Consider the following 15,035-nt stretch of genomic DNA (forward strand, 5'->3'; position numbering starts at 1 on the left):
TAAGATGAATGGAATTAGCCAGATATCTTTTCCTTCACCCATGGTAAAAGGTGAAGATTTACAGTGATAATTCAATTTTCTAGTACCATTTAATCAACTAAGTCGTCCGAGTCTGAATCTAATACATGTGACTCAATATTTCCATTTGACCTTATTACAATTATCCCCTTTTCTTTGGCAGTCTTACTTGGTGTTCCATAGAATTGGTAACTCTGATCCTCAAAGGTTACATGATATTCAAAAACAATGGCTTTTTTAATTTTCTTAAGAAACTCCATACACAATTTGAAATCAATTTCTGCAATACATCCATACGTTCCCTGTTTAGTATATCCTCCTTCTTCGCTTGGCTCGCTCCATTTTTTTATACGAAAAGGAAGTTTAGAATTTTTGGCTGGAAGCGAAAGATAAGATTCATCTAAGTGTTTCTGACCAACAAAATTTAGTAAGTCTTCAGAAAAAGTGAAGGTATTTGTATTCACATCTTTTGCAAAGGGATCATGCTGATCAAGTCGGTCATCTCTAAATGAACCAATATCAACATGCATAGTCTTAATTGTAATATTTTCTTTTTTTCGAAACATACGCTCTTCAGGATCTGGTTCATAGAAATCATCAAAAAATGCGTGTTTCTTTTTTAGTTCGACGATTAATTTTTCGATATTTATCTCATCTATTAAAGCACTTTTAATATTGATGCTCTGGCTACTCTGGTCAAAAGATGAGTGATAGTTTAGATAAGTAGAGATATAATCTTCATTTATGATTAAGGATTGAATTAAACCCTGTGGAATCATATACTCTTGTTCATTATCAGGGTTTTTGTATTTTTTGAACTCCCATAAGAATGGAATTAAAGGTATATGATCTCGGTATTCATTTGTCCAGTATCCTTGATGCCCAGGGAGATAAGAATCAAGCCACTGATGGTAATCATAATAAGTGTCTTCGGTATAAGGCAGTGTACACCTATACAGATCAGCAACATAAAACATTGCATGCCATTCAGCATATTTCCCTAGTGTTTCAATTTCAGGTAAGCTACCATGACTGTTATGGGTATTGCGATTTCGATATCTATTGTACCGAATGAAGTCATCCCGCCACTTTTGAGTGTTGTTATTGTTAATATTGAATTCATGAATATAACTATCGCAGTCTTTAGCTACTTCCTCTTGAGTGAGGATAAATATATTTGCCAAGTCATTATACCAATAGGGTAGTGTATCCATATAATCAAAACGAAATCGAAACTGCTGTTTCGATGATAAACTTGCTCTAGCATACCTAGCTTTCTTTTTTGTTGTACCGCACTTCATTTCATCACAAGCTAGAAGTTCTTGAATATCCTCAGGATAAATTTCCTCTGCAATTCTAAGACTGATTTGTTTTGCCAAGCGTCTTTGTAACGCATGAATAATTTGTTTTGAACATGCAATTTCTTTAAAGAAGCCATAATAATTTACACCCTTGTTAGGTTCCTCTAAAAAAATTCGAAGGCATACAAGCAAAAAATAGAGTTTCGCTGAATCATAAAAGAAGAAGTTCTTTCTGTCCATGTACTTTTGATCAAATGGTAACTTGTACAGGGTAATTAAGTTATCCATAATAATTGAATACCCACATGAATAAATGTTTTGAACTATATGTGCCGCTGTTAATCGTAATTTCTTATCTGGATGTCCCAGCATACGCCATAATAATTTGCTGATTGGTAATAAATCATCATCACTATGTGAGAAACTCTCAGAGTATAGTTGGTCTCCAGACATTGGATGAATAGATGGAACTTCTGTAGATATACACCACTTCAAAGTATTAGTTGCTATATCAGAAGGGAGTAAGGTGGATATTTTTTTTAATATTTCGATTATACTCTCACTTGAAATATTATCTTCTAATATCAGATATTCTATAAAAAAGGATTTTATGTTCTCTGGTCGACATCTAAAGATTTGGATCAAATTATCGTAATAGTCTGGATAATGCAATATCTTATACATATTATCGACAAAGATCTTCGTTTGGAGATTTATATTATTCCTCCAAGCATCTACTTCAGGCCAGACACTCCACCTGTTTAGATGTACAATAAAAGTAATTAGAATTTCTGAACTATCAATTAAATAAGAACTTTCTAAACATAACTCTAACAGTATATTTGCATTAGAAACAAAAGATTCCGGTAAAGAGTTAGCAAGCCAGGCATCTACAAAATTAACTTGGCTATTTCGATCTGATTTTTTCAGCCATTCAATCAATTGTGGTGCGTCAGATATAGCAATCGTATCCACCGTGTATTGTTTGTCTGGAGTGGGCAAGTTTTTCTCTCCAGTTGTCTTCCATTGTTTTTTTCTATCATGATCCGGTAAAGAGTTAATAAAATCATGTAACGATACGATCATAGAACTATTATTGATATTAAAAAGTTGATGTTTTTTAATATAAGTTATAATCTCCTCTGCTAATGTAACCTTATAAGTTAATGGTACATTATACAATGTGTTATGGATTAAGATTTCTAATCCATTTTGTTGAATTGTCACAGGTGCTTCTGAAAGTTTAAGTAATAATTTTTTTGCTAATTCAATATAGTCTGAGGGTTGCTCTGGTAATAAAATAGTTGCTAAAGATGCTATCATATCTTGTTGGTAAACCCCTAGTCTTAACATCTCTTTTAATACATAAAATGCGCTCTCAGGCAGTGAAAAATGATCAAAATCATCACGATCATCCAATCGACACATTGCTGAAAAAATATTTACAGGGCATAATCTTGTTGCGGTTTCAAATAAATCTTTATATGGGAAATTCTTCGAGTCCCATAGTTTTCGATAAGAATCCTCTGCTAACCGTATAAATTCATGAGAAAGCTCGACATTATTCAAATAGCCTTTATTGGCAGCAATATCAGACAGAATATTGAAAAGCTCAAGCTTTCTATAAGACTCATAATCTAGGCCTTTAGCAGCGTGGAGTGCTTTTTCAAAATAAATCCGACCAACATTAGTCTGAATCCTTTGCCCAATTTGAGCACATTGAATATATACCTCTGATGCTTCCGCAGCGGAAGTAGGATGCTGAATCAGCTCATCTGATATAGATTTAAGGATTTCTAAAGTGAATTGTTGCGAACGAAGATCATATGCGCATAAATCAGACAATGCTAACTTTGTTTCTCGATATATTTTAGTTGCACTTAGAATTTCGAGTAGATGATTATGGATGTCATGAAAATTCAAGCCAGGAGTATACAAAATCCCTTCAGCTAAAGCCAATGAGCAAAGTCGAATACTACCCGTTTTATTTATATCCCTATCACTCAAAAATAAGCGATCTACTTTTCCTAAACAATCTTTATAAAAAGATTTTGTCTCTTCGAAGTTATCCCCCCCTATCGCTTTAATACGGTATATATAAGCGGGAAGGAGAAGATCGTACACCTTTTTAATATCATTAATACGGTCTGAAATTTCTCTTTGTTTGAATTTTTTGTTCAATCCATCATAATCTACAAAATCATCCGAATTAATAGGTTCACCTTGCAAGGTTTTTGTTAAAACATTTAATCGGATATTAAGATCTAATTGAAGTTCATCTTCGCCTTGAATATAAGGTAAATATGATACACGAGAGACAATGTGATATTTTGAAAGTATATTGTTAACAACTTCATTGTCACCTTGGCTAAACAAATACTCTAGAAACAATATCAAATGATTTTGGTCAATAAGGTTTGAGTCTATAACTTGTACCCGACTGAACAGACGATTGAGATACTCAATTAAGTCGAGTGGTGGTGTCTTTCTGCATTTTAAATGAGCCGCAACTATTGAAAGCTTACAGTGAGAGGGCCAATCTATTTCTAAAATATTTGTTACAGATTTCAGTTCACCTCGGTTAATTAATCGAACTAAGACTCTAAAAAGTATGGCTGCTTGATATTTTTTACTAGTCCAAGCAGTTACCCAGCGTTTCATGTCAGTTTCATTTTTAAGGCGTAAAATCGATTCTGTAATATTTATTACATTGTCTTCATTTGGACCTTTAAAAGGAGGCCTTTCCTCCTCTTGCTTACTATAATAATAATTGAGAGCACCTCGATAACTATCCAAGTAAGATAGAGCTTTTGAGTTTGTATTTGAGTCCATTGAAAAGACAAGTACTGCTTTTCCTAAACTATCAAAGTCATTTCCTTCAGTAGAAAAGGTCTTTAAGAGAGTATTTTTATCACAATATAAAGACGCTTGTTCAGGGTTGTTTTCAATTATTTTGATAATAGCCTCATCATTTTTAGAGAAATCAATGCTTCTGTATATTAACTGGAAAGTTTCCATTCTAAATTGTTCGTTTTTCAGCAAGGGAAGGCTTAAAGCGCTTTTAATGCGTGAAAGCATAATTCTACTTGCTTCTGTAACATCAATAATCGATTCATCTATGGACTCATTTAAAGAAATATCTAACAATTTTGATCCGTCGTTAAGTAAACCTAGAAAACGATGCACATGTTTTGCACAGTACGCATCAAGATGTCGATTTTGATACATATAATCTGCAATTGTATTTACTGCCTTAGAATTATCACAGTATTTTTCTCGTAAGAATGTTTCAAAATCTTCATCTCTGAAAAAAATGTAATCATGTTCGATGTAAAGACCAAAAGAGCAATCAACACTTAAACTATGCAAATTATCATGTGAACAACATAGAATTTTAGTTGCAGCTTTCATTGGTATTGGCCGCGGCATATTGATCAGAACGCCAAAGTTGAAAGAGATCACATCATTTTCTTCCCCATACCTCAGACGAAGTTCTTCAAGAATGTCCCTAAGTAAGTCCTCAGTAGTTTTACCATTGGGAAGTAGCATGTCGACTAATTGATGTGGTGTTTCTTGCTTTGCCGCTAATACATAGGATTGAACCCGTGGAATACCCTTACTTAAGCGATGAAATTCTGAATAGACCTCTTCGGCTAATTCGAGTGAATAGGATTTAACATGTTCTGTACTCTCTTGTAAGTTAAATGTCGGAACTTCAAAGAATGCTGAATTATAAGGAAAGTTAAAATAATGTGAATGTTCGGTTCGATAAGTTAGTAGTATTTTTACCCCTTCTGGTAGTGACTGCTGTAACAACTTGTGAACAAAGGAGAACTTATTATTTTTTTTGGCTGCGAATACACTATTATCTGCAGCATCAATGATTAACAAAATAATGGCATCCTCTGCATATGATTTTACATATTTAGCGGCTTGTGTCATTCGTATAGATAATTCATGCCAAAATTCAGATTCCTTTAATCTACGTTCTAGCAAGAAATCTGTTTTACATTCTATGGCTAGACTATTGCAAATTTGAAGAATCGCTGTGTCATATTCATATCTTGAATCAGCAGGCTGCAAGTAAGTTCCCCCACCATAGCAATCATAAAATACTACAGCAGAACCGTCAGGAAGATGATTTTGAAGATTATTGACAAGAGTAGTTTTACCGATACCAGCAGTAGCATGAACAAATATTGATTTTTTATCTTGTTGCATTATAGTTTTTATTAGCTCATGAGTGCATTCTCTTTCAACATATTTCTTTTCAGGGATGCTTGTAGGAGCAGGGAAAAATCGTGCGTAATTTCCACCAAAAAGAGAGCATACAAAATCTTTTGTCATAGGTACCTGTGCATTTCGCCCGGGCATCATTCGTTCGCGTATGGTCATTATTATTTCGTTATATTTATTTTGCGGGCTATCGATACCCCAATTACCTAATTGCTGAATGATCTTAGCTTTCTGAATACTTCTTATGTCTGCTCCGCAATCCTCAAAATCAATAGCTTTAATAAAACCCATAAATACTAATGATTTGAGTTTTGATTCTTCATACATTTTTTTAATTTCTGCTTTGGATGCTTCAGAGAGATTGTTTAGTAGGCTATTTGTATTTTTCAATTCGTTGACAATTAATAATTCTTTAGCTTCATCGATTCCTTTTTTTAAACTTGCGGCAATTGGTCGATTGCTGACCAGTTTTAAAGTTATTTTATCTTTCGAAAAAGCATACTTCTCGATGTATTCTTCATATGTATCGGCGAGTCGACGGATAATTGAATTATTCTTTTTTTTGTTATCTGAGTGGCATAAAGTCGATGTAGTCCATGCGGTATTACCCATATAGGTACTATATTTTAATTGTGAGAAGATAATGTGATTTGCGCTTTGTAGAGTCTCACCTCCATAATACTCAGCTAAATCGATAGAAAATAGTTTGCTCTCATCTAGATCGGCAACAATAGAGTCTTGCCAAGCCGGTCCCTCTACGGTTATTGAAGCAAGATTAGAATTTGGTCTAAGCATATCTAACAACTTTTGTGCTGCCCAGAGGAGGTGAAAGTCATCACCAGCGTTCGAAGGCAGTGCTCCTGCATTCGTATTAATACTATCCATTTGTTTTCACGTCCGTTCTTTTGGTTATGCCTTTTCAGAGGGATTCATAATTTTTATGCCGCAAAATCTAAACATCCTTGATTTTCTATATTGGATTCTTCAATGTCATACTTTTAAACTGAGAAGATGACAGGATATGCCTTTTTTATTTTACCATACAGGACTCTTCAACTACTCACTTTGTTACTAATTATAGGTATTTTGGCAGGTATTCCATATCTTTTGTCGAAATAGAATAGCGTTGGTTAATGTACGAAAAGTGAGGTTTAGTAATGGGAATGATATTTGAAAATACAAGAGTAGAGCTATTTAAGAAGTGTATCAAAATAGCCTAGTTATTTTTCCTGGATGAGAGAAAATAGAATGACAGATAAACCGGAGTATCAAGAGTCTGTAGAAACGATTCCTTATGGATATCTTGAATAGTTTAAAGGGGATGAAGATATTCGAAAGGAGTATCAGTCCTGGAAATGTAAGAACACGATGATCATATTTCTGATGTTTAACCCTGAGGTTAAGAATGAACAAAGGAACGGATATCTAATAACTTGCAATTTCGCTTATAGTAAACCCAATTGTTAATTTCTTGTGAAAAAAATACGAGATTCAGCTTGAGGAGCCATAGAGCAAGGTGACAGGGGCATTGTAAGTCATGCATATCTGTCCTCATTGTAAAATGAATCAAGTGGATAATTGTGTTGTTAGAGATAATGAACAGAAGGCTAATCTGATAAAGGAAGATTCAAATTGTTCTTAGCCATGGAGTTTGGAAAGAAAAACATCCATAAGGAACCTATAAGATTATTAAAGTTGCTTGCAAGAACATTAAATTAATTCTATTAATTAAAATTAAGGGTGAGTCCAATATATACTTCGAGAATTGAAATGTTTCCGGCAAAAAATGGTGATACATTTCTAGTTAGTTGCTTTGGGGAGTCAAATGTAAACATTCTTATAGATTTGGCTTACCTCCATACGTATAAGAATTATGTAAAACCTGTTCTTTTAAATAAGAATACATTGGGTGAATCCCTAGATTTAATGGTTGTTACACATATCGATCAGGATCATATTGCAGGTGCAATTTCCTTTTTAGAAGATAACGGGACTTGTGAAGCCCCTAATATAATTGAAGTGAAGGAAATTTGGCACAATAGTTATCGACACTTATCCATTAGCCAGCATGAGCATCAACTGAATAAGACGGAGAAAGAAATCATTGAGAAAAAAGTTGTTTACGTTGAACGAGACTTTGATAGTAGGACTCCGATAAGTGGAAAACAAGGTTCTAGGCTTGCAGGTTATCTATATTTGAATGGGTATAACTGGAATGGATCTTATAGTGGTAATGCCGTTTCATATAATGAAATTCCGGTATTTCTCGGTAACGGATCTGTTAAACTCACCGTACTTTCCCCTACTGATATTGAACTTAGTGACTTGGAAAGAGTGTGGAGAAAAGAACTGCGTCGAACTTTTCCCAGGATGCCATTGACATCAGATCCATGTTTTGATGATGCTATAGAATATGTTTCTGAATATCTGGAACCCAAAGGAGTCGGTGTAGGTAGAACGAATGTATCCGCGACAGGTTCTATAAAGAAATTGTCAATGTCGCCCTTCATTGAAGATAGTGATGAGATTAATGCTAGTTCCATTACTTTTATTTTAGAACATAAAGATAAAAAAATGCTTTTTTTAGGAGATTGTCCACCCTCAATAACGATTCGACAACTTAAAGCTCTTTTTTCTACTACAGAGGTACCGACTTACTTTGATTTAATTAAAGTTTCTCATCATGGAAGTCAATTTAATACGAATATGGATCTCCTCAATATGATAGATTCAAAGAATTACTTAATATCTACTAGCGGTTCAGGTCACGGGCATCCTGACATGGAGACCTTATCCAGAATAGTTGCTAGAAAATCTACTTTTACAAGAACTTTATTTTTTTCTTATCCATCTCCTTCGGCAATCTCAATGAATAAGGAAGAATTGAAGAAGGAATTTAATTATGAAGTATTTTACCCAAGTACTGAAGAGGGTGTAATAGTACACCTATAACTAGGGGGAGCATCAGTGAAACAAAATGATTTTAAATCTATTGCTAAAGTACGTTGTGGGAGTGAGAATGGGACGGGCTTTCTAGTAAATGAAACTACGTTGATTACAGCCAGACATGTTATTGACGATAACTTAGATCCGAACGAGTTAAAACCTGTGTTTATTATGTTTGGAAATAACATTGAAATACAGGCGACGGTTATTTTTCCAAATGAGCCTTATGTAGGGGCGGATTTTTCAATTTTGTCGTTACCTGAAGGGGTAGGATATTCTCCTACACTGCCACTAAGTATACAAGGCCCTGAGTTAAATGAGAAATGGCATGCCTTTGGATTCCCGGATACTCAGAAAGACAATGGGCAACCCTTTCAAGGAACCATATTACAAGTGTTTGATGAGAGAGAGGAATGTGACTTTGATTTAGATTTAGCTTGTGAAATTCCTATAATAACGGATCCTAGATTTATAACTCATGGAGCATCCGGATCACCTATAGTAGTTAACCGTGCGATAGTCGGTATTATGAAAGATAAACCACCTGGTGGAGGAATTATCGGCGCTACTTCGATTAAACGCTGCCTGCCGATACTAAGGTCAATGAATATATCCGTTTCTATTCGAGATATAAGTTACAGCGAGATAGAAAGTTCAAGTGCCCTTAGTGTAGATGGGATGACCATCTTTGAGAACCAATATGATTCGGAAAAAGAAATCGTTATGAGATTAATTGAGGACTTTCCACCAGAAACACATCCTGTTTTAATGGAGAGTTTAGTTCAATCTATAGAAAGTATTATGAAAATAGATGCAGAGAAACTTCGGACATTCTTTCAAGGCTATAGACATCCCTTTAATGGATTGAGTACTGTTTCAGGCATAGAGCAATTACTGGAGTTAATAACCATCTTGAGATGTGGATATAAAGAGTTAAGTTTTATCCATAATGATATAAATGCAAATTTGAGTCTAGAAGAAAATGAAGAGTTATTTGCATATCTTATCTTCTCAACAAAAAGGCATGCGAGAATGCCTGAACTTGTATTAGACCTTCTTCGAGAAAAGGCAAAAACAGGGACAGGGAAAAAAGAACTTCGTCGTGGCGAAGCCCTATTCCCATTTCCTTTAATATTGGACAATTGTAGTGAAAACAAGAAAACTAATTTATGCAGGAGATGCCAAAATGAGTTTTCTTTTGAGGATATTTTGATTGATTTTACTAAGGTTAATGAACAAGGATATTTTCAGGGGCTGGAAGAGAACAATTATAAAAGTTTAAACGGAACTAAGGTTCTGTGCGGTGATTGTATTAGAACTTTGCACAATCACGTAACTAACGTAGAAGAATTAGAGTTTCATGTTAGGGAGATGAACTATCTTGATTGACGAACTTATTGAATTCTTTGAGAAAAATGAATTTATTAAACTAAATCAGCTTAAGTTCAATTATCTTAATGCAGTGTGTGTTTCGCCTGAGCAGATTTACGGCTTTGTTCAGTTTGAAACCGAAGCTGAGTTGAGAGAAAACTGGGAAAAAGCTGCTGATGAATTAGCTGTTAAATTGCAGAGTCGTTTGATTAAAGAGCTCCATATGCTTAAATGGGATGTTTATCTTGTAGTTATCATCACACAAAATCAAATTGAAACATCATATCGAAAATTGATTGAGAATGACCGACACTATTTCAGGAAAATTGTTATTACAAAAAATGATGCTCCCTACATAAATAGAATTCCCTTTGTCCTTGATTTAACCAGTAATAAGGAACTACTTATTTTCAATGATAACGAGTTTTTTGAAGAATTCCGAGAGTGTCTGCAAAAATCAACATTAAGTAAGTTGCCTAAAGACTTCTTTAACCCTAAGTTAACAGCTGATCAATTGATTGATTTTTTTAGTTCAATTAAAAAGGATGATTTAAATTGAAGATAAGATCATTGAAAATATGTGGGTTCCGAGGATTTTCTGATGAAACTATTTTCCGTTTTAATGATGCGAAGGTAATATTACTGTATGGACCAAATGGGCATGGAAAAACATCAGTGTTTGATGCTATTGAATGGGTGCTTTCAGGAGAAATTCACAGATTTAATCAAGCCACTGACGAAAGAAACAGAACCCGATTCATTAGGAATATGCATACGAGTCCGTTAAAAGAGACGTTTGTAGAAATAGATTTTATTGCCCCTAATGGGGAGATATACAAAGTAAAGAGAACATGTACTGCCAGACCTCAGGATATGACGGATTATGGAAAACATGAACTGGAACTTCATTGGTCAAAGCCAATTGATGGAAGAACCAAGTTTATGGATGCGCAAGCGGAGTATCTGTTAAAAAGGCTATTAGTAAAAACAGCTTGGATTGAAAAAGTTGAAGTTTCCCGTGGGCTACACCTCACTCATATTTTGGGGCAAGAGAAATTAAATGAATTTCTTCGAGGAATGAAAGACGGTGATAGATACGATTCTCTTTCGTTGCTGTTTGGAACCGAGCATTTTTTGAAATATAAAGATTTATATAATGAACTGATCAAAAAAATAAACGATCGAGTTCATCAAATAGAAGGTCAAATTACTGAAGGTACTCGAAAGAAGACAGAATTAAAAGCGTCCATTGATGAACTGAGTAAAAAAGTTTCTGATCCAAATCAGAAGCTTTTGAGCGTTGCCCTTAGCGAATATAAGGACAATTTCTCAGCTCCTGAAGACCTATTTGAAAAAGAGGATTGGAACGCTTTAATACCATTAATTGAGAAAGAAACCGAGACGCTAAAACAGAGAAGATATGATTTAGAAAATAGGGAACGGCGTATTCAGGATCTAGAAGATATTAAATCAAAGTGGCTAACCGATTTGGAGAAATTAAACATAGAAGTAGGCAGAGTGGAGAAATTAAAAAATCACCGTAATGATTACAATATGCTTAATTTGGTTTCTAGTCTGACAAATCGCAACAACCAATATGAGGAGTCTCTTATTTTCATTAAAGATAAGAATATAGAAATCGACAGTACTAAACAGGCAATCGAGGAAATTAAAACCTCGGTGCACATCTCTAACAACTTCAATAAAGTAGTTACAGAGAGCATAGAAAATTTAAGGAATAATAAATATGACTTAATCAAGGATGTCCAAATTGCACATGAGAATTTTATATGGAAATCTAAAACATCGGAGCTCTTGAAAATTATTAGTGTAACTCAATCTTCTATTGTAGATGTAGCGAGTATCCATGCTAGTACGAGTAGCTCACTGAAACTTTTAGAAGAATCCGTTTTAGCGTTACATGGTATAGATCAGAAATATAAAAATTTTCTTAGCAGCTTATCTGATTATCTATCCGTAGAAGAGGAGATAAATAGTTGCCCTGCTTGTGGAACAGAAGGGATTAACAAGCCACAATTACAACTACGAATTCAATTGGAACAAGCCCAAATTCATAATGAACTGCCTTTATTGGAACAACAGATTAAAGAGATGAAAGATAAATTTGAAAAAGAGAAAACTAAATTAAATGAATTAAATTTGGATATTGAAAAATCCTATTTAGAGATCAAAACAATTCTGAAAAGCGCTGAAGAAGAATGTCAGAATAAGAAAGACCATATGTTGAAAATGGAAAAAGAAATACAGAATTTGAGTGCTCAAATAGAATTGAGGAATAAATTCAATCAAGAATACAATGAGGATTTACTGAGAATTGGTTTAAATGAAACTGTAGAAAATAAAATGGGCAAATTACTACAGTTAGAGCAGCAATTCGCAGCAAATTTAATAGCACTAACAGCAGAGGAAAAAGCCGATTTACCCCAAGAAATTAAAAAAACAGAAGAAATTATTGTGGAAAATCGAGCTTTTGTTGAATCCTTTATAAGTAAGTTGTTGCTTGCGGGTGCGCCTTCGCAGGCTAAACAGTGGAGCGTTGAGGAAATAAAGGGTTTTATTCAAGATGCTTTGAAAAATGTACAGAGTGAAAAAGAGAAGCTGATTCATCTAGAATCAGTAATTATTAAATCGATAACTGCAATAGAAAATGCTAAAGAAGAATTGTTATTAAAAACACGTCACGAAGAAATGCGTGTGCAACAGAATCACCTAGCGCATTTAGACCAACTTAAAAAAACAGCCCATGAAGATCAAGACACTATCAAAGATCTGATTAACAATGTTAAACCAGCCGTTGATCAATTAAATGAAAAAATGATTTCTGAATTATTCGATACCATTCAGAAAATCTTCTCCCGGATTAATTCTCATCCAGTTTATAACCAAATTAATTTTAATAAAGAATACAGGCATAAATCTTACAGATTACTGATTTTAGTCTTAACTGGATATCTTGAAAATCAAACACAGGCAAATGCAACATACATATTCAGTTCAGCACAAATTAACTCGATAGCACTATCTTTTTTTATGGCTATGGGCTTACACCAACAGTGGTCCAGTCTACAACTTATGGGTATGGATGATCCAATTCAAAGCATGGATGAGATTAATGTTTTATCACTGATTGATTTAATTCGTTTATTTATGGAAAAGTATGATAAGCAATTTATTATCTCAACCCATGATTATAGTTTTTACCAAATGATGTTGAAAAAATTTAGAAATCAAGATATTGCGGTAATTGAGTATGAAGGATATAGCGAAAAAGGTCCGCTTATAAAGCAACAAGTTAGTAGAAACGCAGAAACAGAGAATGTATTGATTATACCTGCTGAAGACCCAATCTCGAGATCCAAGTTATTAGAACTTAATGATGCATCATTATAACAAGTTTTCATTTTAAGAGGAGGTACTAATGGCGGTAAGTTTATATCTAATGATTTATTGGATCGTTTTAAAGGATTATTAGATGAAACTGAGAATGAATTAAATATTATTTCACCATTCATTGGAACGCAAACCGCTACTCTATTGGCAGATAGGCTAATATTGAATCCAACCATTAATTGCAACATTATTACCAGATTTTATAGGGAGGATTTTGTAGAGCGAGTTAGCAGCATTTACGGATTAGAACGCTTACTCCATGCAAAGGCGAAAATGTATGCTTTAATCGATTTACATTCCAAGCTTTACTCGTTTGATACCCACTCCGTTATCATAGGTTCAGCCAACTTTACACAAGGTGGCTTTTTATCTAACCACGAGGTCTGTGTCATAATGGATGATGAGCCTGAAATAACTGAAAAGGCAAATGAATACTTCTACGATTTGCTAGATCAGATTCAATTGGATGGTAATGGGGTTGTTACCCAAGAATGGATTGATGAAGAAAAGAAGCATGTCCCTCATCTAGCCGCTAATCAAAGGAATAGAAAGGTCACCTACTCTAATATTTCAAAAAAGGGTGCCGTTCTAAAGAAAATGGTACATCCTGACTTGTTTGAATCGATCCTTGAGAATTCTAATGATTATGATGAGGTGACTGGCTACTGGTTAAAGTTTGAAGGTACTGGTGAAGATCGTATTCCTAATGATTATAATTATAAGCAAATGAAGGGTGAACGTAGACGTACTTTAGATCTCACGTATTTCCCACGAAAACCAGGCAGCATTCAAAGTGAGGATACGCTTTTCTTAACTATTGTGAGTTATGATGAACAGAATAAGCCGACCCCTATGATTGTTGGATATGCTAAGACAAGTGGATTTAAGGTTGGAGAAAGGGAGCAAAAGGCCTTTACAAGCTAGAATTGAACTGCTACAGGAATTTTCCGAAAATAACAACAAAGGAATTGTTTTCATGAATTTATCCGATTTCATAAAGCAATTAGCATTTGTTAACGGTAAGCATTCTTTACAATCGGAAGTTGAAATGAGTGCTGATAAAATTATCATTGAAGTTTTACGGGCTAAAGATGATTTGCTTGATTTATTGGATGAAGATTATGACCTTACAAGTTATCTAATTCATGGTGGCGACTTAGCTGAGCATTTAGATATATATTAGAGGATCTAGAATTGAGTAATGCAAAGGTCCCGAGAAGATTTCATTCCACTAGAGTTACACTTGAAGGGGCTTATGTTGAGATCGAAGCGGTATTTGATGTGGAAGTAACTACACCTTATCGCTATTCATTTCTAAAGATTACACGGTAACAGAGAGTGCTGATGTAACTGTTAGAGGTAAGATAATCGTTTCATTTGAAATTGATTTTGATCGTGAAGATGACGGTTCTCTATTTAAAAGTGAGAGTGTACAATCCAAGGTGGTCGGGTATTATGAAGTGGTGAAAGTCGAAATCGATCATATCGATGATGATGCCTTGTATGAGGCCTATTAGGACTCTCTTTAGTCTGATTAATATGAGATTGACTTTAATTGAAGATTGTCTAGTGAAGTAATAGTGAATTTGAGGTGGAAGAACTTCTAATTGGAGGAAACTTCATGAATATTTATAAATCGAATGGGAGCGGTTCAATGAGGCAAGATCGCTTGTAATTCGAGCAACACATCATCAAAAATGTCTCTTAGATACCTTATTAGCACGGGAAGTGATTGAAAGATCTACTCCTGTT

General features: G+C 34.4%; 8 protein-coding genes. 7 read left to right on the forward strand and 1 reads right to left on the reverse strand.

Annotated features, from left to right (window positions below):
• Nucleotides 1-89: 89 nt before the first annotated feature.
• Nucleotides 90-6,440 (reverse strand): AAA family ATPase, encoded by a 6,351-nt coding sequence (locus tag AC1D7X_RS17815; protein ID WP_495475813.1) that lies wholly within the window; start codon nt 6,438-6,440, stop codon nt 90-92.
• Between the two features lie 885 nt (nt 6,441-7,325).
• Between AC1D7X_RS17815 and AC1D7X_RS17820 the strand changes: the two genes are divergently transcribed.
• The 7 genes from AC1D7X_RS17820 to AC1D7X_RS17850 are packed head-to-tail and all read left to right on the forward strand — an operon-like array spanning nt 7,326 to nt 14,615.
• A complete protein-coding gene (locus AC1D7X_RS17820; protein WP_495475814.1) occupies nt 7,326-8,507 on the forward strand; it encodes a ComEC/Rec2 family competence protein in 1,182 nt (393 codons plus the stop codon).
• A 15-nt stretch (nt 8,508-8,522) separates the two neighbouring features.
• Nucleotides 8,523-9,890, forward strand: a complete 1,368-nt coding sequence (locus AC1D7X_RS17825; RefSeq protein WP_495475815.1) for an ABC-three component system protein — start codon at nt 8,523-8,525, stop codon at nt 9,888-9,890.
• On the forward strand, nt 9,883-10,431 hold the full coding sequence (locus tag AC1D7X_RS17830; RefSeq protein ID WP_495475816.1) for an ABC-three component system middle component 1: 549 nt from the start codon (nt 9,883-9,885) through the stop codon (nt 10,429-10,431). The genes AC1D7X_RS17825 and AC1D7X_RS17830 overlap by 8 nt, the downstream gene beginning before the upstream one ends.
• The gene (locus tag AC1D7X_RS17835) at nt 10,428-13,283 is read left to right on the forward strand and encodes an AAA family ATPase (protein WP_495475817.1); all 2,856 of its coding nucleotides are present in this window, start codon (nt 10,428-10,430) and stop codon (nt 13,281-13,283) included. Before AC1D7X_RS17830 ends, AC1D7X_RS17835 begins: the two co-directional genes overlap by 4 nt.
• 57 nt (nt 13,284-13,340) lie before the next feature.
• Nucleotides 13,341-14,207 carry a phospholipase D family protein gene (locus AC1D7X_RS17840; protein WP_495475818.1) on the forward strand — a complete coding sequence of 289 codons (867 nt, stop codon included), beginning with the start codon at nt 13,341-13,343 and terminating at the stop codon, nt 14,205-14,207.
• Between the two features lie 52 nt (nt 14,208-14,259).
• A complete protein-coding gene (locus tag AC1D7X_RS17845; protein ID WP_495475819.1) occupies nt 14,260-14,466 on the forward strand; it encodes a hypothetical protein in 207 nt (68 codons plus the stop codon).
• An 11-nt stretch (nt 14,467-14,477) separates the two neighbouring features.
• Entirely contained in the window at nt 14,478-14,615 is a 138-nt protein-coding gene (locus AC1D7X_RS17850; protein WP_495475820.1) for a hypothetical protein, read from the forward strand.
• Nucleotides 14,616-15,035: the final 420 nt, after the last annotated feature.

This window comes from Paenibacillus sp. Y568 (genome assembly GCF_059445545.1).

Bases quoted from the DNA above. Each gene is read 5' to 3' on its own strand.
- AC1D7X_RS17815 (WP_495475813.1), bottom strand. From the start codon at position 6,440: ATGGATAGTATTAATACGAATGCAGGAGCACTGCCTTCGAACGCTGGT.
- AC1D7X_RS17820 (WP_495475814.1), top strand. From the start codon at position 7,326: ATGTTTCCGGCAAAAAATGGTGATACATTTCTAGTTAGTTGCTTTGGG.
- AC1D7X_RS17845 (WP_495475819.1), top strand. From the start codon at position 14,260: ATGAATTTATCCGATTTCATAAAGCAATTAGCATTTGTTAACGGTAAG.